At 53.6% G+C, this 21,378-nt stretch carries 23 protein-coding genes; 11 read left to right on the top strand and 12 right to left on the bottom strand.

Annotated features, from left to right (window positions below; genetic code table 11):
- Positions 1 to 28: 28 nt before the first annotated feature.
- The 4 genes from tagH to AAGR08_RS07790 all read left to right on the top strand — a co-directional run bounded on the left by tagH (position 29) and on the right by AAGR08_RS07790 (position 4,366).
- Positions 29 to 1,144, top strand: a complete 1,116-nt coding sequence (gene tagH / locus AAGR08_RS07805; protein WP_345829440.1) for a type VI secretion system-associated FHA domain protein TagH — start codon at positions 29 to 31, stop codon at positions 1,142 to 1,144.
- On the top strand, positions 1,141 to 1,917 hold the full coding sequence (locus AAGR08_RS07800) for a PP2C family serine/threonine-protein phosphatase (protein WP_097097039.1): 777 nt from the start codon (positions 1,141 to 1,143) through the stop codon (positions 1,915 to 1,917). Before tagH ends, AAGR08_RS07800 begins: the two co-directional genes overlap by 4 nt.
- A 13-nt stretch (positions 1,918 to 1,930) precedes the next feature.
- Complete coding sequence (locus AAGR08_RS07795; RefSeq protein WP_345829439.1) at positions 1,931 to 2,881, top strand: hypothetical protein; 951 nt, start codon at positions 1,931 to 1,933, stop codon at positions 2,879 to 2,881.
- Between the two features lie 66 nt (positions 2,882 to 2,947).
- On the top strand, positions 2,948 to 4,366 hold the full coding sequence (locus tag AAGR08_RS07790; protein ID WP_345829438.1) for a serine/threonine-protein kinase: 1,419 nt from the start codon (positions 2,948 to 2,950) through the stop codon (positions 4,364 to 4,366).
- Positions 4,367 to 4,371: 5 nt separating this feature from the next.
- Here AAGR08_RS07790 and AAGR08_RS07785 read toward each other — a convergent pair whose 3' ends face one another.
- Positions 4,372 to 5,046: a gamma-glutamylcyclotransferase gene (locus tag AAGR08_RS07785; RefSeq protein ID WP_176519168.1), complete on the bottom strand. Its 675-nt coding sequence runs from the start codon at positions 5,044 to 5,046 to the stop codon at positions 4,372 to 4,374.
- 239 nt (positions 5,047 to 5,285) lie between these two features.
- A complete protein-coding gene (gene chaB / locus AAGR08_RS07780; RefSeq protein ID WP_097097035.1) occupies positions 5,286 to 5,516 on the bottom strand; it encodes a putative cation transport regulator ChaB in 231 nt (76 codons plus the stop codon).
- 367 nt (positions 5,517 to 5,883) lie between these two features.
- Between chaB and chaA the strand changes: the two genes are divergently transcribed.
- Positions 5,884 to 6,969: a sodium-potassium/proton antiporter ChaA gene (gene chaA, locus AAGR08_RS07775; RefSeq protein ID WP_345829436.1), complete on the top strand. Its 1,086-nt coding sequence runs from the start codon at positions 5,884 to 5,886 to the stop codon at positions 6,967 to 6,969.
- 74 nt (positions 6,970 to 7,043) lie between these two features.
- On the opposite strand, the gene kdsA is transcribed toward chaA, so the two are convergent.
- Genes kdsA through hemA form a run of 6 tightly spaced genes read right to left on the bottom strand, consistent with a single transcriptional unit; the run spans position 7,044 to position 12,351 of the window.
- On the bottom strand, positions 7,044 to 7,898 hold the full coding sequence (kdsA, locus tag AAGR08_RS07770) for a 3-deoxy-8-phosphooctulonate synthase (protein ID WP_097097033.1): 855 nt from the start codon (positions 7,896 to 7,898) through the stop codon (positions 7,044 to 7,046).
- 25 nt (positions 7,899 to 7,923) lie between these two features.
- Positions 7,924 to 8,733 carry an invasion regulator SirB1 gene (gene sirB1, locus AAGR08_RS07765; RefSeq protein WP_097097032.1) on the bottom strand — a complete coding sequence of 270 codons (810 nt, stop codon included), beginning with the start codon at positions 8,731 to 8,733 and terminating at the stop codon, positions 7,924 to 7,926.
- Positions 8,730 to 9,128: a SirB2 family protein gene (locus AAGR08_RS07760; protein WP_097097031.1), complete on the bottom strand. Its 399-nt coding sequence runs from the start codon at positions 9,126 to 9,128 to the stop codon at positions 8,730 to 8,732. Before AAGR08_RS07760 ends, sirB1 begins: the two co-directional genes overlap by 4 nt.
- Positions 9,129 to 9,137: 9 nt before the next feature.
- On the bottom strand, positions 9,138 to 9,971 hold the full coding sequence (gene prmC, locus AAGR08_RS07755) for a peptide chain release factor N(5)-glutamine methyltransferase (protein ID WP_345829434.1): 834 nt from the start codon (positions 9,969 to 9,971) through the stop codon (positions 9,138 to 9,140).
- Positions 9,971 to 11,053: a peptide chain release factor 1 gene (prfA, locus tag AAGR08_RS07750; protein WP_345829432.1), complete on the bottom strand. Its 1,083-nt coding sequence runs from the start codon at positions 11,051 to 11,053 to the stop codon at positions 9,971 to 9,973. Before prfA ends, prmC begins: the two co-directional genes overlap by 1 nt.
- A gap of 41 nt (positions 11,054 to 11,094) precedes the next feature.
- Positions 11,095 to 12,351 carry a glutamyl-tRNA reductase gene (gene hemA, locus AAGR08_RS07745; RefSeq protein WP_345829430.1) on the bottom strand — a complete coding sequence of 419 codons (1,257 nt, stop codon included), beginning with the start codon at positions 12,349 to 12,351 and terminating at the stop codon, positions 11,095 to 11,097.
- 216 nt (positions 12,352 to 12,567) lie between these two features.
- On the opposite strand from hemA, the gene lolB reads away from it, so the two are divergent.
- The 4 genes from lolB (at position 12,568) to AAGR08_RS07725 (ending at position 16,532) form a co-directional block, all read left to right on the top strand.
- Positions 12,568 to 13,191, top strand: a complete 624-nt coding sequence (lolB, locus tag AAGR08_RS07740) for a lipoprotein insertase outer membrane protein LolB (protein WP_097097027.1) — start codon at positions 12,568 to 12,570, stop codon at positions 13,189 to 13,191.
- Entirely contained in the window at positions 13,188 to 14,045 is an 858-nt protein-coding gene (gene ispE / locus AAGR08_RS07735) for a 4-(cytidine 5'-diphospho)-2-C-methyl-D-erythritol kinase (protein WP_345829428.1), read from the top strand. Before lolB ends, ispE begins: the two co-directional genes overlap by 4 nt.
- Positions 14,046 to 14,181: 136 nt before the next feature.
- On the top strand, positions 14,182 to 15,129 hold the full coding sequence (gene prs / locus AAGR08_RS07730) for a ribose-phosphate diphosphokinase (protein ID WP_006118899.1): 948 nt from the start codon (positions 14,182 to 14,184) through the stop codon (positions 15,127 to 15,129).
- Positions 15,130 to 15,356: 227 nt separating this feature from the next.
- Complete coding sequence (locus AAGR08_RS07725) at positions 15,357 to 16,532, top strand: GGDEF domain-containing protein (protein ID WP_345829396.1); 1,176 nt, start codon at positions 15,357 to 15,359, stop codon at positions 16,530 to 16,532.
- Here AAGR08_RS07725 and ychH read toward each other — a convergent pair.
- The gene (gene ychH, locus AAGR08_RS07720) at positions 16,529 to 16,804 is read right to left on the bottom strand and encodes a stress-induced protein YchH (RefSeq protein WP_097097024.1); all 276 of its coding nucleotides are present in this window, start codon (positions 16,802 to 16,804) and stop codon (positions 16,529 to 16,531) included. The two genes, AAGR08_RS07725 and ychH, sit on opposite strands and share 4 nt — an antisense overlap.
- Before the next feature lie 257 nt (positions 16,805 to 17,061).
- On the opposite strand from ychH, the gene pth reads away from it, so the two are divergent.
- Positions 17,062 to 17,649, top strand: a complete 588-nt coding sequence (pth, locus tag AAGR08_RS07715) for an aminoacyl-tRNA hydrolase (RefSeq protein WP_345829394.1) — start codon at positions 17,062 to 17,064, stop codon at positions 17,647 to 17,649.
- A gap of 111 nt (positions 17,650 to 17,760) precedes the next feature.
- Positions 17,761 to 18,852, top strand: coding sequence for a redox-regulated ATPase YchF (gene ychF, locus AAGR08_RS07710; RefSeq protein ID WP_097097023.1), 1,092 nt, complete (start codon positions 17,761 to 17,763; stop codon positions 18,850 to 18,852).
- A 198-nt stretch (positions 18,853 to 19,050) separates the two neighbouring features.
- On the opposite strand, the gene AAGR08_RS07705 is transcribed toward ychF, so the two are convergent.
- The 3 genes from AAGR08_RS07705 to tssJ are packed head-to-tail and all read right to left on the bottom strand — an operon-like array spanning position 19,051 to position 21,369.
- Positions 19,051 to 20,367 carry a VasL domain-containing protein gene (locus AAGR08_RS07705; protein ID WP_345829392.1) on the bottom strand — a complete coding sequence of 439 codons (1,317 nt, stop codon included), beginning with the start codon at positions 20,365 to 20,367 and terminating at the stop codon, positions 19,051 to 19,053.
- 43 nt (positions 20,368 to 20,410) lie between these two features.
- Complete coding sequence (gene tssE / locus AAGR08_RS07700; RefSeq protein ID WP_097097021.1) at positions 20,411 to 20,866, bottom strand: type VI secretion system baseplate subunit TssE; 456 nt, start codon at positions 20,864 to 20,866, stop codon at positions 20,411 to 20,413.
- Positions 20,863 to 21,369 carry a type VI secretion system lipoprotein TssJ gene (gene tssJ / locus AAGR08_RS07695; RefSeq protein WP_097097696.1) on the bottom strand — a complete coding sequence of 169 codons (507 nt, stop codon included), beginning with the start codon at positions 21,367 to 21,369 and terminating at the stop codon, positions 20,863 to 20,865. Before tssJ ends, tssE begins: the two co-directional genes overlap by 4 nt.
- Between the last annotated feature and the right edge of the window lie 9 nt (positions 21,370 to 21,378).

The following is a 21,378-nucleotide window of genomic DNA, read 5'->3' as shown; positions in this document are numbered from 1 at the left end:
CGCGTTTGCCTTATTAACGGGATGACTCATGCAATTTACCATTGTGCAGTGCAATACGGATGTGCCGGCAAAAACGGTTGCGTTCAAACCGCCCGGCGGCACCATCGGCCGTAGCCAGGATAACGACCTGGTGCTGCCAGACGAATCGCGGGCGATATCACGTCTGCAGGCACTGGTGCACCTTTCTCCTGAGGGGGAATGCCGTTTAACCAACCAGGGAAGCGTCACGTCGGTGGTGCTGAATGGCGTCGCGCTGCAACGCGGTACACAAGTCGCGTTGCAGGATGGTGATACGCTGCAAATTGGTGAGTACCAGCTTGAAGTTCGCGATCCCAACACGCTTAATGCGAGTAAGCAGGACGACCCGCTGGCTTTCTTTACCGATAACGCTGACGACCCGCTCGGCATGTTGCAGCAGCCGGAAGTCATTCCCGAACCGGCAGCACGTAGCGAGCGCCGTAACGATCCCCGCCTGGCTATCGATCCGCAAAGCGATGTCCCCACGTTACCCAATGTGTTGCCCGGTGCCAGCCAGGACAAGCTGATTGCTGCGCTGCTGGAAGGTATGGGGCTGAACAACGGTCACCAGACCACGATTACCGAGGAGCAAATGCGGGTTACCGGCCGCATGCTGAGCCTGTTTTCGCAAGGTACCGTTGCCCTGCTCTCCTCGCGCTCGATTCTGAAGCGCGGGGTGAAAGCAGATATGACGATGATCCTTAACGAAGCCAATAATCCTTTCAAAATCCTGCCTTCGGGCAAAACCGTTCTGATGCAGATGTATCAAAGCCAGATGCCTGGCTTTATGCCGCCAGAACCGGCGGTGCGCGATGCGTTGGTGGATTTACAGGCGCATCAGCTCGGCATGATTGCCGGTATCAGGGCCATTATCGCCGCGATGCTGCAATCGTTTAATCCTCAGCGTCTGGAAGAAGAAGCGCGCAAAGATGGTGTGTTGCCGAAGCTGGCGTTAAGCGGCGGGCGTAAAGCAGCGTTGTGGGACTATTTCTCACGCCACTACCAGCGTACCGCAGGCGAGATCGAAGATGACTTCCACACGCTATTCGGGGAAGCCTTCTTGCATGCCTACGATATGGAAGTGAATCAATATAAAGATTCCCAAACGCGGACCGAAGACGCATGAAGATGATGTTTGCCAGTCGTTGCCAGCAAGGCATGCGCGACGAGAATCAGGATCGTACCGGCGTCGAGCTGGACGATAGCAGAGCCTGTTTTCTGGTGTGTGACGGTGTTGCCGGCTTGCCTGGCGGTGATATGGCGGCGCAGCTGGTGCGCGATACCCTGCTGAAGCAGCTGCAGCGCAGCGCGAGCTTCACGCCAGACAGCACGCGCGCGGCGATAGAACACTGCCAGCAGGTGTTGATTGAGGCACAGGGAAACAATCCGAATTTTTCACGCATGAGCACCACCCTCGCCGCCCTGTTTATCGACCGCGAAAAACAGCTCGCATGGTGGGCGCACGCGGGTGATAGCCGGGTTTATCACTTCCGTCATGGGGTGCTAAATCAAGTGACGCGTGACCACAGCCTGGCCCAGCAGTTACGTGAAGCAGGCTATGAAAATACCGGCATTAACAGTAATTTACTCTATAATGCGCTCGGTGTTGAACCGGCGCGTCCGGCCACGTTTAGCGAAGTGATTTCGCTCACCGATGGCGACGCGTTTCTCGTCTGCAGCGACGGATTCTGGCTCAATCTCACCACCCACGAAATGGAACTTGCACTGCGCATGGTAAATGCTTGCGAAGAGTGGCTGACTTTGATGGAACAAGCCGTTAACCGCAGTGTAAAAAGCGACAATCTCAGTGCTTTGGCAGTCTGGATTGGCGAACCGCAGGAAGCGACGCTGCTTTACTCCCAGGCTGATGCGGCACGTTTTCTGCCGTCACGTTATTGATGCAAGGATTCTTATGAAAGTGTGGTTGACGGGCTTCGCAACGCTGTTGCTGGCCTTTAATGCGCAGGCAGAAGATTATCGCGTGGTGTATTCACCAAGCCTGTCATTGGAAGTCTACATTGATGACGTGGCAAGTAAGGCACCGAACGACTGGTGTAAAGAGACGCTGCCGCTGCGAATTGTCTCGGGCAAAAGCACCGACTCCAGCATTCTGACCAGCTTCTTGCCGCGCGTCGGTACGCTGCTGGCAAATCAATGCGGCCTGCTGGATGAGCTTCCCTGGCAAATGACCAATAAAGACGGCAGCGTACTAGCGAATGGCAGCGCAGCCAAATTACAGAACTGGCGTCCAATTGTAATAAACGATGCCACAGCCAGCGCAACCAGCAGCAACGCTGCACCGCTCGATCTGTCGCGTCCGGCCGATAGCACGCCGCTGCAGCACTTTGCGTTGCCAGGCGGTTGCCACTTCCGCACCTGGTGGGATGACAAAGGCGAGTCGCTCTTTATTCCCGATAATCCACAACAACACTGCTCGACGGAAGGGTGGCTGGAAGGTCCGAGTGAAATGACCTTAATGAGCGGAGGTAAAGCGCGCACGGTGGCGTTGAACTTCACTCAAGGCTATCCGATTGCTGACCTGAAATTAAGCGGCCCGCCGCTGGAAGTTGTTTCGGTAAATAACCAACGCATGATTGTTACGCGTCCGGATGCCGATGATAGCTGGCTCGTGCTGCCCTTTGATGCGCAACAACACGTATGGCGCTTCACCGGCACGCTGTTAGTGAAAATGGATAAAACCGCCGATCAGGATAGCGATGTGCTGAAAAAGCGGGTTGAAACGTTACGCGGCGTTTGGTTGCCGCAATTTATGCCACAGCAAAAAGTGACTGTGTTACTGATTGACACCCTGCATGCGGATCTCGCCGATCCGGCGATTGGTGCCTGGCGTAACATTAATTAATTAGCGGTCGTTGCCTGCCGTCAGTCACCTGACGGGGCGCTACAGGACGTGTTCAGAGAGTTCACTATGTCGGCAAACGAAAACCATACACCCAACGCCCTTCCTGCGGGCTACCGGTTTAATGAATTTGAAATCAAGGAAGTGATTGGCGGCGGCGGCTTTGGCATTGTTTACCGTGCCTGGGATCATCAGCTGGAGCGCACCATCGCCATTAAAGAGTACATGCCGGTATCACTGGCGGTGCGCGCGGCAGACATGTCGCTGGAACTTCGCGGGGAGCGATTCCACAAATTATTTACGGCCGGGCGTAACAGCTTTATTCAGGAGGCGCGGCTGCTGGCACGCTTCAATCATCCCGGTTTGCTTCACGTACTCCGTTTCTGGGAACAGAACGGCACCGCCTATATGGGGACGCTGTATTACAGCGGGATGACGTTAAAAGAGTGGCAAATCACCAGCCCGGACAGCATTGATGAAGGCTGGATCCGTCGCCTGTTGCCGCCGCTATTTGGCGCTATTGACACCATTCATGCTGGCGGTTATCTGCATCGCGATATCTCACTGGATAACATCCAGATTCAGGAGAACCAGCTGCCGGTATTGCTTGATTTCGGATCAGCGCGCAAAGAGATTGGTAACCTTTCTGACGAAACCGAGATCATGCTGAAGCCAGGCTTTGCCCCGATTGAGCAGTACAGCGAAGAGGGTGAAATCGAGCAAGGTCCCTGGACGGATATTTATGCGCTGGGTGCGGTATTGCACAACCTGATCACCGGTCATGCGCCGCCGGTCAGCGTGGTGCGCTGCATTGAGGACAACTATCAGCCCCTGGTTGAACGCAAACCAGAAGGCTATTCTCTGCCGCTGCTGCATGCGATTGACTGCGCATTGGCGATGAAGCCGAAAGATCGTCCACAAAGCATTGATGCGTTTGCCAACCTGATTGATTTACCGGTCAGCGATGTTGAGTCTCTGTCGACAACGCTTCCGGTCGCTGCTGAGCCGATCCCGCCCGTTGAGCCATTAGCCGCCCCACCAGAGCCTCAGGTGCTGGCGGTGAATCACGGCGCTGCCGCCGTTGAACCCTTAACGCCGCGCAACGTACGCCGTTTGTCCCCAGGTTTAGTCGCTGCCGCGGTCATTGCCGTGTTAGCCGTTATCGGCGTGGTGTGGAAAACCAATCATCACAGCGAAACGCCGCCAGTGGCTGCCACAACCTCACCTGCCACGCCTGCTGTCGCCGAAAATAAAGCGGTGGCGAGCAGCGCGCCAACCATGGCGACGGTTTATCTGCGTTTACAGGCGGGTGAAAACGTGATGCTAAATGGTGAGGCGAAGGATGTGAAACCATCCAGTAGCGGTTTTGCCTCGCTGAATCTGGCCGCCGGGAGTTATCGCATTGAAGTGCATAATGGTAGCCAGGTGCACAGTCAATCCTTGACCATCGACAAGCCGGGAACCTGGCTGATCAATCCTGCGCAGTAACGAGGTTAGCGCGCTGCTGTATTCTGGTTCTGCAGCGCCCTAACTTCAGCCGCCAGCCGCGTCAGTGCCTCTTCTTGCATGCCACGCTTGCCCAGCTCCTGCTCCAGTGCATAGAGATACTGTGCGTTGGTGCCCAACGGGCCGCTGGCCTGCGCGATCAGTGGCGCAATAGTGCGACGACATGAATCGGTCTCGTACAGTGGATGGCGAGGATCCATAATGAAGACCAGCGCGGTGACGTTACGTCCATCCTCCAGCGCCAGTTCGCACCAGGTTGGCAGATAGCAGCCGGTAATCATTTCACGCTTCCACAGCAGTTCGAGCTCATCATGCAATCGCGATTCTGGCAAACGAAACGCCAGACCGCTGGTCATCCCGCCCTCTTTCAGTGCCAGCATGCGTCCCGGCGCCGTGACCGTACCGCGACCCGCAATCAGACGTAGACAAAAGGCGCGGTGCCAACCTTCCAGCCGGCCAGACGCCACTTCTTCCGCTTCAAAAATGGGGTTCCACATCAGCGAGCCATAGCCAAAGATCCACACTGGACTCTGGTCAGGACGACACGCAAGCGTTGCCGCCAGCGATGCCGCACGCTGTTCACAGCTCCACAGTAGCGCCTCGTCAATATCACCAAATGATGTTTTGCAATCTGCTTTTAATAAAAATTCCCGGGTTAACACTACGGTCTCCTCTACTATGCAAACATCTCGCCGGTGCAGCATCTTAAAACTGATGTCTTAACGTCGACGCCTATTACGTCGGCTTAAGAGAAGACATTAATTCATTTTTAACAAAAAATTCAACATTGACCCCGATCACAAAGGGGAAATTCTCTGTAAATAGCATCGGCTGCCTGGCGAGAAACTTGAATAGCGCGGGGAAAAGCAGGAATGCGGGCCAAAATGACCCGCTTCACAGACTAGTTTTTAGGGTGCCACTTATCATCATCACCTTTGGCATACTCTTGTTTAACGGCTGACCAGGCAACTTTGTGGGCAACCTCTTCGCGAGATTCGTCGCCACGTCTGTCGTCAGGATCTTTATATTGATCCCAGGCGCTGTTGAAGGCTTTCTGATAGATGGTTTGTGCGTGACTCGGCAACACATGGCGCACACTGTCGGGCAACTCACGGTTAGATGAATAAGGCATATTTCCTCCTGTTTCACACTAAAACCTAAGCCTGGAACATCTGTGATAAAACGCAAATCGTTACTTTTGCTGGCAGGAGCGTAAAAAAAGATTTAAACCGCTATAAAGTACATCATAAGTACTTATTAATGGCTTTAACCACCATTGAAACTTAGCAAAATACTATTCCAACGTAATGAATATATGCATTAATCCGGTGATAATCTGACTTTTCTCCCTGTTATGTATAAGAAACGCCTTTGGTAAAGTCGCGTAAAATCGCAGCAGCCTGGCTGATGAAAAGTTACACTGCGTTGCGTCAGAAAACTCATTATATTTATCAGGCAATGATTGCCTGCTTTGTACTTTTTCCCGGAGAGGATGGTAAATGCCTGGACATGAGAAAACCCGCCACACCGAGTACTCACTGATTTTCCCCGTTGCTGCGCTGGCTGTGCTGAGTTTTTTTGGCAACCAGACAGCGCTACTGCCGGTTATCGGCATCAACCTACTGGCGCTAGTCGCCATTCTGAGCAGCGCCTTTAGCGTTGTACGTCATGCGGATGTATTGGCCCACCGTTTAGGTGAACCTTATGGCTCGCTGATTCTCAGCCTTTCCGTGGTCATTCTGGAGGTAAGCCTTATCTCCGCGCTAATGGCGACAGGCGATGCCGCCCCCGCGTTGATGCGCGATACGCTCTACTCCATCATCATGATCGTCACCGCCGGTTTAGTTGGTTTTGCCCTGCTGCTGGGTGGCCGTAAATTTGCCACCCAGTACGTCAATCTGGCGGGGGTTAAGCAGTACATGATCGCCATTTTCCCGCTGGCGATTCTGGTGCTGGTATTTCCCAATGCATTACCGGGTGGCAACTTCTCCACCGCACAAGCGCTGATTATTGCCGCAATATCGGCCGCCATGTATGGCGTGTTCCTGTTGATTCAGACCAAAACGCATCAGAGTCTCTTCGTTTATGAGCATGAAGATGATGGCGACGATCCGCATCATGGCAAACCCTCCGCGCACAGTTCGCTATGGCACACCGCGTGGCTTGTCGTGCATCTGATCGCGGTAATTAGCGTCACCAAGATGAATGCCAATCCACTGGAAAGCCTGCTGACAGAGCTGAACGCGCCGAAGCAGTTCACCGGTTTCCTGGTGGCGCTGTTGATTCTGTCGCCAGAAGGATTAGGTGCAATTAAAGCGGTGTTGATGAATCAGGTACAGCGCGCGATGAATCTGTTCTTTGGTTCAGTGCTGGCAACGATTTCATTAACCGTGCCCGCCGTCACCATCATCGCAACCTTGACCGATCAGCAATTGGTGTTTGGTCTTGAGCCGCCGCAGATGGTGATCATGAGTGCCGTGCTGATTCTGTGCCATATTTCGTTCTCAACTGGCCGTACCAACGTACTGAATGGTGCTGCACATCTGGCGCTGTTTGCCGGCTATTTGTTGACGATTATGCTGTAAACCGTAGGGTTGCCATTCATGGCAACCAGGCAATAAAAAAGGCGCCATCGGCGCCTTTTTTACATCTGAAACAATCAGTTGCTGGTGTCCAGCTCTGGGAAGCCCTTCACCAGATCGTCAATCGCTTTCATCTGCACCAGGAATGGCTCCAGCTTGTCCAGCGGCAGCGCGGAAGGACCATCACACTTGGCGCTGTTCGGTTCCGGGTGCGCTTCGATAAACAGGCCAGCAATGCCAACCGCCATACCGGCACGCGCCAGTTCAGCCACCTGCGCACGACGACCGCCAGATGCAGCACCGAACGGATCGCGCGTTTGCAGCGCGTGGGTAACGTCGAAGATCACCGGGCTATTTTTGGTGACATTCTTCATTACGTTGAAGCCGAGCATGTCGACCACCAGATTGTCGTAACCGAAGTTGCTGCCGCGATCGCAAAGAATGACCTGATCGTTGCCGCCTTCCACAAACTTGTCATAGATATTACCCATCTGGCCTGGGCTGACAAACTGCGGCTTCTTCACGTTAATCACGGCGCCCGTTTTCGCCATGGCTTCCACCAGATCGGTCTGACGGGCGAGGAAGGCGGGCAGTTGAATCACATCAACCACGTCCGCTACAGGCTGCGCCTGGGAAGCTTCATGTACGTCGGTGATAATTTTCACGCCGAAAGCCTGCTTCAGCTCCTGAAAAATTTTCATCCCCTCTTCCAAACCCGGACCGCGATAGGATTTGATGGATGAACGGTTAGCTTTATCAAAAGAGGCTTTGAATACGTAAGGGATGCCGAGTTTGTCGGTGACCTTAACGTAATGTTCGCAGATGCGCATGGCGAGATCGCGCGATTCCAGCACGTTCATGCCGCCGAAGAGAACGAATGGCAGATCGTTTGCGACCTTGATATCGCCAATACTCACTACTTTCTGTGTCATGACCTTTCCTTATATCTTCTGAGGCTTAGTGCAGCGTCACCTGCTTCTGTTCGATGGCGTGAATCTGCACTTTAATCATTTCGCTAACCGGGTCTTCAGGACACTGTTCAACAAAATAGGTCAAATCGGTCAGCGCGATGTGTTCACACTCTAACTGCGCGTATATCAAGCCGCGATCGCGGATCTCATAGGGATCGTCGGGATCGATCTGCAGCAGCACCTGGCTTACGTTCAACGCCAGTTCCATCTGCTTCTCTTCCATCAGCGCCGATTTCAACGTATCAAGCATTTTGCGCATGACGTTGATCGTTTTCGCTTCGTCGAGATCATCATTGTACAGCTTAGCGGTTGGGCTAATATTGCCCTTAAGCCATACTTCTAACGTATGCGTATCCAGCGTTTCGCCATTGAACGGATTAATTAGCCACATCTCGCCGTCTAACCAGTCCGCACGCAAAATCAGCTGCGTAGGGAAAATGACCGGCATGAGCGGTAACTCTAGCTCATCGGCGATATGCAGCAGAATCACGCCGAGCGAAACCGCAGTACCCTGGCGGCTCGAAAGCACTTTGTCGATCCACAGCGCATCCGAAAGGTTGTAGACGCCGCTGGCACCACCAAATCCCCACTGACGATAAAACAGTTCTAACAGCTTCTCGAGCTGCAGATCGGCATCTTTTTCACTGCTGATAAACGCTCGGGCTTCCTCGACCAGCGCGGCCAGCTGCTGCTGCACGGATGGCGCGGAAAAATCATTGCGTATGGCGCATGTGGCACCAATCACCGCTTCACTTAACGGCGTTTTACTGTAATCAAGTTGCTCTGGCGAGGTCATACAATCCCCAATAACGGCATTTTGGTCATCGCCAGCTTAATCACAATCAACAAGGCAACGATTGCAACCAGACAGGCGATCCAACGTGTCCCCATTTTACGTGGGCGACGGCTCAATGCCACGGAACCTAAGGCGATGTAGATAATAACCGCTAACAGCTTCTCCGTCAGCCAGCTTCCTTGCGGTGTGAACGGATAAAAGTGAGTAATCATCACTAACAGCGCGCCGCTTATCAGTAAAAAGGTGTCGTTAATATGCGGCGCAATGCGCACCCAGCGGCGCTGCAGCATGCCTGAACCGGTGCACTGCCAATAGAAACGGAGCAGAAACAGGCTGATCGTTAAGGCTACAGTCAGTAAATGGAAATGTTTGATCAGGGGATACCAGCTCGCCATCGTCGTTCCTTAATTGAAAAATTGTCCCAAAGTGACGCGCGGATTCCCGCCGTAATCGTCAACGGTGCTTACCATCTGGTAATTGTGCTGCATCATCATCGCGCGTACGGCCGCGCCCTGCTGCCAACCGTGTTCCAACAACAGCCAGCCACCAGGCTGCAACCATTGCGGCGCGGTGTGAATAATGAAGCGTAAATCGGCCAGGCCCTGATCGTCCGCCACCAGCGCGCTGAGCGGCTCAAAGCGCACATCGCCCTGCTGCAGATGTTCATCGGCGGCATCAATATACGGAGGATTGCTGACAATCAGGTCAAAGCGTTGGGCAGGAAGATCGCTAAACCAGTGGCTAAGCATGAAGTGCGCGTTGTTGATATGCAGACGCTGCGCGTTGTCTTGCGCCAGTTCCACCGCGGCAGGAATACGATCGCAGCCGATAACCTGGCACTGTGGTCGCTCGCTGGCTAAGGCCAGCGCGATGGCTCCGGTTCCGGTGCCCAAATCCAGCAGTGACGTTGCCGTTGCTGGCAGATGCGCCAGCGCCTGCTCCACCAACACTTCGGTATCCGGACGTGGAATCAGCGTGGCATCACTGACGCGTAACGGCAGCGACCAGAACTCACGCTCGCCCACCAGATGCGCAATCGGTTCACCGTTAACGCGCCTTGCCAGCAACGCCTTGAGCTGTTGCTGCTGCCGTTCATCAAGTTCCGCATCATCAAATGCCACCAGCCAGCTGCGGGATTTGCCCGTCACGAAGCCCAGCAAAATTTCGGCATCGCGCTTTGGGCTATCACCGCCGCAGAGCGCTACCACCGCTTGCTGTAGCCAGCGACGGACATTCATCAATCCTGTCCAGCCAAGGCAGCGAGCTGATCGGCTTGATACTCCTGCACAATCGGCTCGATCAAAGCATCAAGTTTGCCTTCCATCACCTCGTCGAGACGATAAACAGTCAGGTTGATGCGGTGATCGGTGACACGCCCCTGCGGGAAATTATAGGTGCGGTTGCGATCGGAACGGTCGCCGCTGCCGAGCAGGTTACGGCGCGTGGAGGCCTCAGCGGCATTACGCTTGGCGGTTTCGGCGGCATGAATACGTGCGCCCAGCACCGCCAACGCTTTGGCTTTATTTTTGTGCTGTGAGCGCTCATCCTGGCACTCCACCACAATGCCGGTTGGCAAGTGGGTGATACGGATGGCGGAATCGGTGGTGTTAACGTGCTGACCACCCGCACCGGAAGAACGGAAGGTGTCGATTTTCAAATCGCCCGCGTTAATCTCCGGCATCTCAGCTTCTGGCAGCTCCGGCATCACCGCGACGGTACACGCCGAGGTGTGAATGCGGCCCTGCGATTCGGTTTCCGGCACACGCTGCACGCGGTGGCCACCCGATTCAAACTTAAAGCGGCCATAAGCGCCGTCGCCGCTGATGCGGGCGATGACTTCTTTATAGCCGCCGTGTTCGCCTTCGTTGGCGCTGATGATCTCCACCTGCCAGCGACGCGCTTCCGCGTAACGGCTGTACATGCGGAATAGATCGCCAGCGAAAATGGCCGCTTCATCACCGCCGGTGCCGGCACGCACTTCGACAAAGCACGAGCGTTCATCGTCGGGATCTTTCGGCAGCAGCAGCACTTGCAGCTGTTGTTCTAATTCCTCGCGCTTCTCACGCGACGCTTTCAATTCTTCCTGCGCCATCTCGCGCATTTCCGGGTCTTCCAACAGCATTTCGGCAGTTTCAACATCTTCCTGCACCTGCTGCCATTCACGGAAACAACGGGTGACGTCGCTAAGCTGGGCATATTCGCGTGATAACGCACGGAAACGATCCTGATCGGCAATCACGCCGGCATCGCCCAGTAACGCTTCCACTTCCTCATGGCGTTCCTGGAGCGCTTCCAGCTTGGCAACAATAGAGCTCTTCATGTAATAGCGGGTATCCCAGTGATAGGTCGTGACTGACCAGATTACTCTAAACCGAGGCTGTCACGTAAGATCTGCAGGCGTTCGCTGTCGCCGTCGCGCGCGGCCTGCTGCAGTGATTTGGTTGGTGCATGGATTAAACGGTTGGTCAACTTGTGGGCCAGTTCTTGCAGGACTTTTTCGGCATCGGCGCCCTGACGCAACGCCATTAACGCGCGTTCATGCAGTTCAGCACGCACTTCGTCAGCCTGGGTGCGGTATTCACGAATAGTCTCAACCGCACTTTGCGCGCGCAGCCAAGCCATGAATTCGCCGCTCTCCTGCACCACAATGCTTTCAGCCTGCACGGCGGCCGCTTTGCGCTGCGCCATGTTCTGCTCGATGATGGCTTGCAGATCGTCAACGCTATATAAGTAGGCATTGGCCAACTTGCCCACCTCCGGCTCGACATCGCGCGGGACGGCGATATCAACCAGCAGCATCGGCTGATTGCGACGCGCTTTCAGCGCGCGTTCCACCATCCCTTTACCAATAATCGGCAGCGGGCTGGAGGTGGAAGAGATAATAATGTCGGCGTCGGCCAGGCGGGTTTCGATATCGCCCAGGCCAATCACTTCCGCGCCGACTTCATCGGCCAGCAGCTGAGCGCGCTCGCGGGTGCGGTTGGCAATCATCAGCTTTTTAACGCTATGTTCGCGCAGATGACGCGCCACCAGCTCAATTGTTTCGCCGGCACCCACCAATAGCACGTTGACGGTGCTCAGGGATTCAAAGATTTGCCGTGCCAGTGAACAAGCAGCAAAGGCAACGGACACCGCGCTGGCACCGATTTCGGTTTCAGTGCGGACACGCTTAGCCACCGAGAAGGTTTTCTGGAACATCCGCTCCAGTTCACTGCTCAGCGCGTGGTCGCGTGATGAATCCACAAAGGCTTTTTTCACCTGACCGAGAATTTGTGGTTCACCCAACACCAGTGAGTCCAGTCCGCTGGCAACGCGCATCAGGTGGCTGACCGCCGCGTTATCCTGATGCCAGTAAAGGCTGTTACGCACATCCTCTTCGCGCAAATCGTGATAATCACACAGCCACTGCACCAGTTTTTCTTGCAGATCCGCTTGTTGCTCTACGCTGAGGTAGAGTTCGGTACGGTTGCAGGTCGAAAGGACCACACCGCTCTGCACCATCGGCTGGGACAGCAGGCTATTCAGCGCCAGTTCCAGCGAGTCAGGTGTAAACGCAACGCGTTCGCGCAGCGCAACAGGTGCAGTTTTGTGGTTGATTCCGAGTGCAAGCAGCGTCATGTGATTCGGGTTGGGATATCCCAATAATTGTCAGGGTTTTGTGCAGCGCATTCTACAAGATGCCACAGGTCAAGAAAAGCCATACAAAGCCTATGACTGTAATAAGATTAAACTGAACGTGCGCAATTATCGCTACAACAGCATTGACGGCTTACCCGTGGATGGTTAGCGTTATCGGTTACGAAGTAAAAACGTGTCTGAGGAGATGACCACGTGATGCATTTGCCCCCGCGCAAGTTACTGCGCCTTTTACCCCTTGCCAGCGTGTTACTGGCTGCATGTACCATTAACAAACCACAAGGTCCGGGCCCAAGCACCACGTCACCGCAATGGCAACAGCACCAGCAGGCCGTCGCAAAAATTAGTCAGTATCAGACGCGCGGCGCGTTCGCTTACCTCTCCGACAAGCAAAAAGTTTATGCGCGCTTTAACTGGCAGCAAACCGCCGCCGATCGCTATCGCTTGTTGCTGACCAACCCGCTGGGCAGCACTGAATTGCAGCTTGATGCGCAAGGATCGGTGGTACAGATCGTGGATAACAAAGGCAAGCGCTACGTGAGCAACGATGCTGAGAAGATGATTTCACAGCTTACCGGTATGGATATCCCGCTCGCCAACCTGCGTCAGTGGATGATGGGCCTCCCGGGCGATGCGAGCGATTATCAGCTGAATAGTAACTATCAGCTGCAAAGCCTGAATTACAGCCGCAATGGACAGCAGTGGAAAGTGAATATCTCCGATTACGACAGCAAAATTAACCCGCCGCTGCCGGCGAATCTGGAGCTAACCGAAGGCGGTCAGCGTATCAAACTGCGCATGGATAGCTGGACCACAAAATGATCACCACGTGGCCGGCGCCAGCAAAACTGAATCTGTTTCTGTACATTACCGGCCGTCGCCCTGACGGCTACCACAATCTGCAAACCCTGTTTCAGTTTCTTGATTACGGCGACACGCTGGAGATCATCCCTGATAGCAGCGATAAGATTACGCTCCTGACGCCGCTGGACGGCGTGCCGGATGAAGAAAACCTGATTGTGCGGGCCGCGCTGGCGTTAAAGCAATGTGCCGCCGCGCGGGGCACATTACCCGCGTTGGCCGGTGCAACGATTGCGCTGAAGAAAGTGTTGCCGATGGGTGGCGGTCTTGGCGGCGGCTCATCGGATGCCGCTACGGTGCTCGTCGCTCTCAATCATCTATGGCAAACCGCTCTCAGCGATGATGAACTCGCAACGATTGGCATCAAGTTGGGTGCCGATGTGCCGGTGTTTGTGCGCGGTCACGCGGCCTTTGCTGAAGGCGTCGGCGAACAGTTGCAGCCAGCCGCCCCTGCAGAAAAATGGTATCTGGTGGCGCATCCAGGCGTCAGTATCGCTACCCCCGATCTGTTCCGCGATCCCGATTTGACGCGCGATTCGCCAATCCGCACATTAGATGAACTATTACAGCGGCCTTTTCACAATGATTGTGAGACTGTGGCAAGAAAACGTTTTCGTAAGGTTGATGAGCTGCTTTCCTGGCTGCTAGAATACGCGCCGTCGCGCCTGACTGGGACCGGAGCTTGTGTGTTTGCTGAATTTGACACCGAGTCCGCCGCACGTCAGGTGCTGGAGCTTGCCCCGAAATGGATTTGCGGATTTGTGGCGCGCGGGCTTAATATCTCGCCGTTGCAGCGCACACTTTCTGGGCTATAAGCGTTTACGTGACGGTGTCACACGTTCCAGATACTGCACGTTGCGCATTAACACACCCGTATGAACATGCTCTTTGGTATTCGCCGGTTACTCTAGAGCCGTTCATTCTCTGGACGCCAAGCCTGAGGTTCTTCTCGTGCCTGATATGAAGCTATTTGCTGGTAACGCCACCCCGGAACTAGCACAACGCATTGCCAACCGCCTTTACACTAGCCTCGGAGACGCCGCTGTTGGCCGTTTCAGTGATGGTGAAGTAAGTGTACAGATCAACGAAAATGTACGCGGTGGTGATATTTTCATCATCCAGTCCACCTGTGCCCCCACCAACGATAATCTGATGGAGCTGGTTGTGATGGTCGACGCATTGCGTCGGGCTTCTGCTGGTCGTATTACTGCTGTTATTCCTTACTTTGGCTATGCGCGTCAGGATCGCCGTGTGCGTTCTGCTCGTGTTCCTATCACCGCCAAAGTGGTTGCCGATTTCCTCTCTAGCGTGGGCGTTGACCGTGTTCTCACCGTTGACCTGCATGCTGAACAGATTCAGGGCTTCTTTGATGTCCCGGTCGATAACGTATTTGGTAGCCCAATTCTGCTGGAAGATATGCTGCAGATTGGTTTGGAAAACCCAATCGTTGTTTCCCCAGACATTGGTGGCGTAGTGCGTGCGCGCGCTATCGCCAAACTGCTCAACGATACCGATATGGCTATCATCGACAAACGCCGCCCGCGTGCGAACGTTTCCCAGGTGATGCACATCATTGGCGACGTTGCAGGTCGTGACTGCGTACTGGTCGACGATATGATCGACACCGGCGGTACGCTGTGCAAAGCGGCTGAAGCATTGAAAGAGCGCGGCGCTAAACGTGTGTTTGCTTACGCCACTCACCCAATCTTCTCAGGCAATGCGGTGGAAAATCTGCGTAAGTCTGTCATTGATCAAGTGATTGTCTGCGATACCATTCCGTTGTCCGAAGAGATGAAATCTCTGCCAAACGTGCGTACTTTAACGTTGTCTGGCATGTTGGCCGAAGCGATTCGTCGCATCAGTAACGAAGAATCTATCTCTGCGATGTTTGAGCATTAATTCATCGCATGTAACCGGGCTTCGTGCCCGGTTTTTCTTTGTCAGTCCATATGTTGTTACTCACCGATTAAGCCGCTTTCCCTGCTGATATTTCCGCGATAAATTCCGTTAAAACCCGCTATTCTCGCTGCCATCCACTCTTTTTATCCCACACCTATTGCCGCACTTTAGTGGTCCAATGATTAATGGTATTTTTCTCGACACTTTTACTAAGAGCTCCGACCACTATGCCTCTCGACATCTACACGCTGTTTGTTTGTGAGCTCTATGTGCTGGGGTTTTTAAGTATCATTTTGATCTTTGCCTGGGTTGGCGGGCAATATGATCGCGTATTGGGTTGCACCACGCTGGCCTTGGTTTTAACGTTAGCGGCGGTATTTCTCAGCAGCATGCGCAGTGCCGGATTCCATTTTCTACCGGTGGTCATCGGCAATGTAATGCTGCTCTTTGCCTATGGCAATCTGCTTAACGCTTTTCGCATTTTCTGCGGAAAACCTATCGGAATGAGTTGGATGGGCGGCGGTTTACTATGGGCCACTTTATGTTTATTCCCCGAATTCTATGACAGCCAACCAAAGCGTGTTCTGGTGGTTTGCCTGCTGTGCATTATCTTTACTGGCGCGCTGATTCGCTTGCTGTGGCGCGTACGCGCATCCCTCACCGTCACCTTCTGGCCAGCGCAGTTTCTACTGTGGGTTCATTTACTGTTTCACGTGACGCGCATCTTCCTTGATGATGCAGTGGCTTCGCCGGTACATGGTGCCATTGGGGGGTCAAGTTTCTCGGTTTACGTCATTCTGGAATCGATTTTGTTTGTCATCGGCCTGACCTTTACGATTCTGGCGATGGTCAACGAGCGCGCTCAGGTGGCACACAAACTGGCTTCAATGCACGATCCTCTCACCAGCGTGTGGAACCGTCGCGCCTTATTTGAACAAGCGGATAAAGTGGTGCTGCGCAGCTCACGCCCATCACAACCGTTTATTTACAGCGCAATACTGTTCGATTTGGACCATTTTAAAACTATTAATGACCGCTATGGCCATCAACAAGGTGACCAGGTCCTGATAGATTTTTGTCAGGTGGTGCAGTCTGTGTTGCCGGAGGGTGGTCATTTTGCCCGTCTGGGCGGTGAGGAGTTTGCAGCGATATTGCCTGGTAATGAAGATCAAGCACAGCTGATTTGTGAGCGTATCCGGTTAGCGACACAGATATCACAGCCTAACGACGTCCGTTATACCGTGAGTATCGGTTTTGCTACCGCTCTTCAGCCTGGTCAGCCTTTTCCCGCTTTACTGGCGCTGGCTGATGAAGCGTTATATCGCGCTAAAGCCAGCGGCCGTAATTGCATTGAACGATATCGCGTTCAGGAACGGCCGCTTAGAGAATCAGTAATGACTTAATGTGAAGAGTGATTGCGACGGCAGCGTTTGTCGCCGTAATGACGCAACCAAAAGTAACGATCTTCTACTCTTTCACGTCCGCTGACGCGCGCACCCACCAGCCAAAGTAAGGCGCCGACAAAGATGCTGAACATGGCACCATGTGCCAGAAATTGCGGCAGATTGAGTGAAGGAAGCTGGTTAATAATGGAATACCCGACGCCAAGAACCATCGTCAGTAAACCCAAACACATCAAGCTATTACCTACTACGCGGCATTGTTGACGTTTCATGATTCACCTCCATCCTTATAAAAGCAAAACAGCACGTATGGTTAATTAGCCATAAGCTTAGGCAATAGCTGCCGCTTAAGTTGCGTACAGGATCACAGTTCCTTCACAACCTTTGACGAAACTTTACTGCCAGCACCTTGATTTCGATAGAAATTGATTAGTCACTGGGCGTCATTACCGGTTATTGGTGCACTTTGTGATTCGCACCGACAGGCAGTAAACTATCGCCCTTTCCGCAGCAAGACAGGATAAACAACGTGAGCAGCATTAAACTGATTGTGGGGCTGGCCAATCCCGGCGTTGAATACGCCGCAACGCGCCATAATGCGGGTGCCTGGTATGTAGATTTGCTAGCGAGTCGTAACAATCAGTCATTAAAGGATGAGCCTAAATTCTATGGCTACACCGCACGCTTATCTTTAGCGGGTGAAGATGTGCGCCTGCTGGTGCCGACCACCTTTATGAACCTCAGCGGTAAAGCGGTGGCAGCGATGGCGACCTTTTATCGCATAGCGCCGGAAGAGATTCTGGTGGCGCACGATGAACTGGATTTACCTCCGGGCGTGGCAAAGTTCAAACAAGGCGGCGGCCACGGCGGTCACAACGGCCTCAAAGACATCATCAGCAAACTAGGCAATAACAATAATTTTCACCGTTTGCGCGTCGGCATCGGCCATCCTGGCGATCGCAATAAAGTCACCGGTTTCGTGCTAGGCAAGCCGCCCGCCAGCGAACAAAAGTTGATTGACGATGCGGTAGACGAAGCGGTGCGCTGCACCGAACTGTGGCTAAAAGAAGACAAGATTAAGGCGATGAACCGCCTGCATGCCTTCAAGGCTGGCTAAGGCCAATTCCCGCGCCGCAGAGGGCAATTCTGTGTATAATGCGCGAAATTTTTTGAATCTGTCGGCGCTAATGAGCAGCGCTGCGCACTCAGTGATAAAGGTAATCAGACCATGGGATTTAAATGCGGTATTGTGGGCCTGCCGAACGTCGGTAAATCCACCCTGTTCAACGCGCTGACCAAAGCGGGTATCGAAGCAGCCAACTTTCCGTTCTGCACCATCGAGCCAAACACTGGTGTAGTACCAATGCCCGATCTGCGCCTCGATCAGCTGAGCGAAATCGTTAAACCACAGCGTGTGGTGCCAACCACCATGGAATTTGTTGATATCGCCGGTCTGGTAAAGGGCGCATCCAAAGGTGAAGGCCTGGGTAACCAGTTCCTGACTAATATCCGTGAAACTGAAGCCATTGGCCACGTGGTGCGCTGCTTCGAGAACGACAACATCATCCACGTTGCGGGCAAAGTTAACCCGGCGGAAGATATTGACGTGATCAACACCGAGCTAGCGCTGTCGGATCTCGACACCTGCGAACGTGCCATTCAGCGTTGCCAGAAGAAAGCCAAAGGCGGCGACAAAGATGCCAAAGCTGAACTGGCTGCGTTGGAAAAATGCCTGCCGCATCTGTCTGAAGCTGGCATGCTGCGTGCGCTGAAGCTGGATGCAGACGAGAAAGCGGCCATCCGCTACCTCAGTTTCCTGACGCTGAAACCGACCATGTATATCGCTAACGTCAACGAAGACGGTTTCGAAAACAATCCGTACCTCGATCAGGTACGTGCCATTGCCGAAGCCGAAGGTTCTGTCGTCGTTCCGGTGTGTGCTGCCGTTGAGTCTGACATCGCCGAGTTGGAAGATGATGAACGTGACGAGTTCATGGCGGAGTTGGGTCTGGAAGAACCGGGTCTGAACCGCGTGATCCGCGCCGGTTATGCGCTGCTGAACCTGCAAACCTATTTCACCGCTGGCGTGAAAGAAGTGCGTGCATGGACCATTCCGGTAGGCGCTACAGCGCCACAGGCGGCCGGTAAAATCCACACCGATTTTGAGAAAGGCTTTATCCGCGCACAGACTATCGCCTTTGAAGACTTTGTGGCTTATAAAGGTGAACAAGGCGCGAAAGAGGCCGGCAAGATGCGTTCCGAAGGTAAAGAGTACATCGTCAAAGATGGCGACGTGATGAACTTCTTATTTAACGTCTAAATAAAATGTGTTGTCTCATGAGGTTTTATTAAACCTCATGGCAACGACAGGAAAACATTAAATCCACGCGCTTGCGTGGATTTTTATTTCATAGCGCGAAGCAAAAATTGCGCACAGCATGACCGTTGCATGCGCGCTACTGTTATTCAATCCAAGCTAAAATATTACTCGACGTAAATGTCGCATGTTCAGAAAGCATTACTGATGTTGCGGCAGGGTCAGTAAATGATAAGAGGCAATCAGCTGATTCAGGTGCATCTCCACCGGTTTCACATTACCCTGCGCGGCATCATCATTCTGGTCAATCAACTGTTTTAGCTGACGTAACTGCTCCTCTACTGGCACGGTGTGACTCAGTGCCTGCGAGATACCGTAGACAGCGGTTTTCAGCTCGCTGACGGTCAGATATCTGCCGCCTTTTTCGTCCACCTCATCTAACCGCTGCGCCAGGGCTTTAAGCTGATCCATACCCTGCTGCCAGCCAACCATGTTTTCCGCTGGCAACGAGGCTGCGAGCAGTTGCTGATTCCAGCGCGTTCTCATGGCCGCCGCATCAACGCCATTTGGCAGCAGTTGGTTCGCCTGCAGAACCAGCGCACTGCCGCGCTCTAGCTGCCATGCAGGGGATGCTGCTAAAAGCTCATCCAACTGCTGCTGTGTAAGATTCAGCCAGTCATCGTCGTTGAGCCAGCCGGGCGCACGTTCCTTCAATTTCTGTACAGATGCAGCATCCAGCAACGGAGATAGTGGCGCCACTGATGCCAAAAGCTCACGCTTAAAAGCGGGATCGCGAACGAAATAACATGCGGCAGACAGCGTTGCGACAACCAGCAGCGCTGAGCCGATACCGGCGAAAAAAGCCCGACGCCACAATCGACGCCTTTCCGATACCGTGCTCTCGGCCGTTGCCACATAAACCCAGCCCCCCATTGGCACAGCCAACGCCGAATGTTCATGTTGATTTGCTGCGGCGCCATTCTGTTGCACCACATCACCACGCTCCAGAGCAGCTACCGCGTTGCGGATACGATCCAATAGCCTATCCAGCTGGCTGCTCTGCCGTAGATCCAGACGCTGCAGATGATCACCGGCTGTATTAAGCAAACTGGCAACCTGATTCAGCGCGGTTAAATCATTCTGCGTTAGCGTCTGGCTGCGCAAATATTGCTGCAAGCGCCGACTCAACGACGCCAGTAACTTAATCCGCGTTTGAACTGGCTGCGGCCAAAGTATTGGCCACTGCCGGGTCAGCAATGCCACCAGCACCGCCAGTCCTTCGCGCATGCCATCAATGCCCGCGAGGTGAGCGCGGGAGACGGTATACCAGGTGGCGGTCTGCAACTCCACGCCGTTTTGTTCGAACAGTGTCAAACATAAATCAGAGGCAAGCCGCCAGTTAACGTCAGGTCGTGCTGGATGAGATAACTTCTGCATTTCGTGGCGAAGCGCGGCGTATTCTTTGAAACAGCGAGGGTCGCCGCCCGTCTTCAGTTGGCGTGATTGAGATGTGTTCATTGCTGAGTTCCGTTACGCCTGAATGGCAGGCGAAAAAATGATTTCAGAGGGGAGTGCGAATATCCAGATACTGCTGTTGTTTCATATGGCGAATCATCACCCGGCCTTCGGGCATAAACTCTGTTCCGAAGCGCACCAGGCCAACGTCTTTCAGTTCAGCGTCAATAGCATAGCGCAGTTCGCCGGGGATCTTTTGTTCAAGTAAAACTACATCAATACGTTTCAGACGAGGTTCGTATTTCAGCAGCACTGCTGAGAGTGTAAACAGCAACTGATGTGCGGTGCCGGGCATCCCCTGCAGGATACGTGTCATGTCCGGCAGCCCGTAATCAGGAATATGCGATAGCGATCCAGCGCGGGTATTGAGGATGCGCTGCATGTTGTCGAGCACGGACATAATCACCTGATCCCGCTCATTCACCTGATGCAACTCTAGTCCTCCAGCAAAGCCCCCTTTTAGCAACTCATACAGCGAAGGCTGATGGTGACCAGCACTCATGATTTCTTCTCTACAAGGCTCAAGCTGTTGCTGCTTAATTCAATGACGCGCGCCCTGTCCGGATCTAAATCATTACGTTCCAGCACCAGCCGCCAGTTATTTTTGGCCATATCCGGCTGCTGAAACAGCGCAACCACCGCAATAAAGCGACTCTCTTTTTCCATCGGCATATTCAGCGCCACATCCCCACCGGGGGTTATCACCACATCACGATCGGCCAGAACCTCACCGTTAAGTACGTTCTTCACATCTCCGGTTAGCTGTTGATACACCGCACCGTCAAAAGCTTTACGTTCGCTCAACTGAAATACGCGCACCATTACCGGCTGGGACAGCGGATTATGCTCGCGCCTGTCGCTGTTGAGACTTTCGCGGGCGGCAAAATCAAGATGCAGCGTTTTAATCTGCTTGTAAAAAATTGCATCAAATGCTGCCGCGCTTCCGTCACTCACCTTCTGCTGCAAACCACAGCCAGAGATCAGTAGTACTGCACTACACACCATCGCGTAACG

The organism is Pantoea sp. BRR-3P (genome assembly GCF_039621635.1).
Lineage (GTDB): Bacteria > Pseudomonadota > Gammaproteobacteria > Enterobacterales > Enterobacteriaceae > Pantoea > Pantoea floridensis.
The sequence above is the reverse complement of the archived record's forward strand: the minus strand, read 5'-3'. Positions and strand labels throughout refer to the sequence as shown.

Excerpts from the sequence above, each read along its gene's own strand:
- AAGR08_RS07795 (WP_345829439.1), top strand. The coding sequence starts at position 1,931 with ATGAAAGTGTGGTTGACGGGCTTCGCAACGCTGTTGCTGGCCTTTAAT.
- prfA (WP_345829432.1), bottom strand. The coding sequence starts at position 11,053 with ATGAAGAGCTCTATTGTTGCCAAGCTGGAAGCGCTCCAGGAACGCCAT.
- AAGR08_RS07790 (WP_345829438.1), top strand. The coding sequence starts at position 2,948 with ATGTCGGCAAACGAAAACCATACACCCAACGCCCTTCCTGCGGGCTAC.
- prmC (WP_345829434.1), bottom strand. The coding sequence starts at position 9,971 with ATGAATGTCCGTCGCTGGCTACAGCAAGCGGTGGTAGCGCTCTGCGGC.
- hemA (WP_345829430.1), bottom strand. The coding sequence starts at position 12,351 with ATGACGCTGCTTGCACTCGGAATCAACCACAAAACTGCACCTGTTGCG.
- AAGR08_RS07705 (WP_345829392.1), bottom strand. The coding sequence starts at position 20,367 with ATGAACACATCTCAATCACGCCAACTGAAGACGGGCGGCGACCCTCGC.
- tssJ (WP_097097696.1), bottom strand. The coding sequence starts at position 21,369 with ATGGTGTGTAGTGCAGTACTACTGATCTCTGGCTGTGGTTTGCAGCAG.
- ychF (WP_097097023.1), top strand. The coding sequence starts at position 17,761 with ATGGGATTTAAATGCGGTATTGTGGGCCTGCCGAACGTCGGTAAATCC.
- ispE (WP_345829428.1), top strand. The coding sequence starts at position 13,188 with ATGATCACCACGTGGCCGGCGCCAGCAAAACTGAATCTGTTTCTGTAC.
- tssE (WP_097097021.1), bottom strand. The coding sequence starts at position 20,866 with ATGAGTGCTGGTCACCATCAGCCTTCGCTGTATGAGTTGCTAAAAGGG.
- AAGR08_RS07725 (WP_345829396.1), top strand. The coding sequence starts at position 15,357 with ATGCCTCTCGACATCTACACGCTGTTTGTTTGTGAGCTCTATGTGCTG.
- chaA (WP_345829436.1), top strand. The coding sequence starts at position 5,884 with ATGCCTGGACATGAGAAAACCCGCCACACCGAGTACTCACTGATTTTC.
- sirB1 (WP_097097032.1), bottom strand. The coding sequence starts at position 8,733 with ATGACCTCGCCAGAGCAACTTGATTACAGTAAAACGCCGTTAAGTGAA.
- AAGR08_RS07800 (WP_097097039.1), top strand. The coding sequence starts at position 1,141 with ATGAAGATGATGTTTGCCAGTCGTTGCCAGCAAGGCATGCGCGACGAG.
- AAGR08_RS07760 (WP_097097031.1), bottom strand. The coding sequence starts at position 9,128 with ATGGCGAGCTGGTATCCCCTGATCAAACATTTCCATTTACTGACTGTA.
- ychH (WP_097097024.1), bottom strand. The coding sequence starts at position 16,804 with ATGAAACGTCAACAATGCCGCGTAGTAGGTAATAGCTTGATGTGTTTG.
- lolB (WP_097097027.1), top strand. The coding sequence starts at position 12,568 with ATGCATTTGCCCCCGCGCAAGTTACTGCGCCTTTTACCCCTTGCCAGC.
- kdsA (WP_097097033.1), bottom strand. The coding sequence starts at position 7,898 with ATGACACAGAAAGTAGTGAGTATTGGCGATATCAAGGTCGCAAACGAT.
- chaB (WP_097097035.1), bottom strand. The coding sequence starts at position 5,516 with ATGCCTTATTCATCTAACCGTGAGTTGCCCGACAGTGTGCGCCATGTG.
- tagH (WP_345829440.1), top strand. The coding sequence starts at position 29 with ATGCAATTTACCATTGTGCAGTGCAATACGGATGTGCCGGCAAAAACG.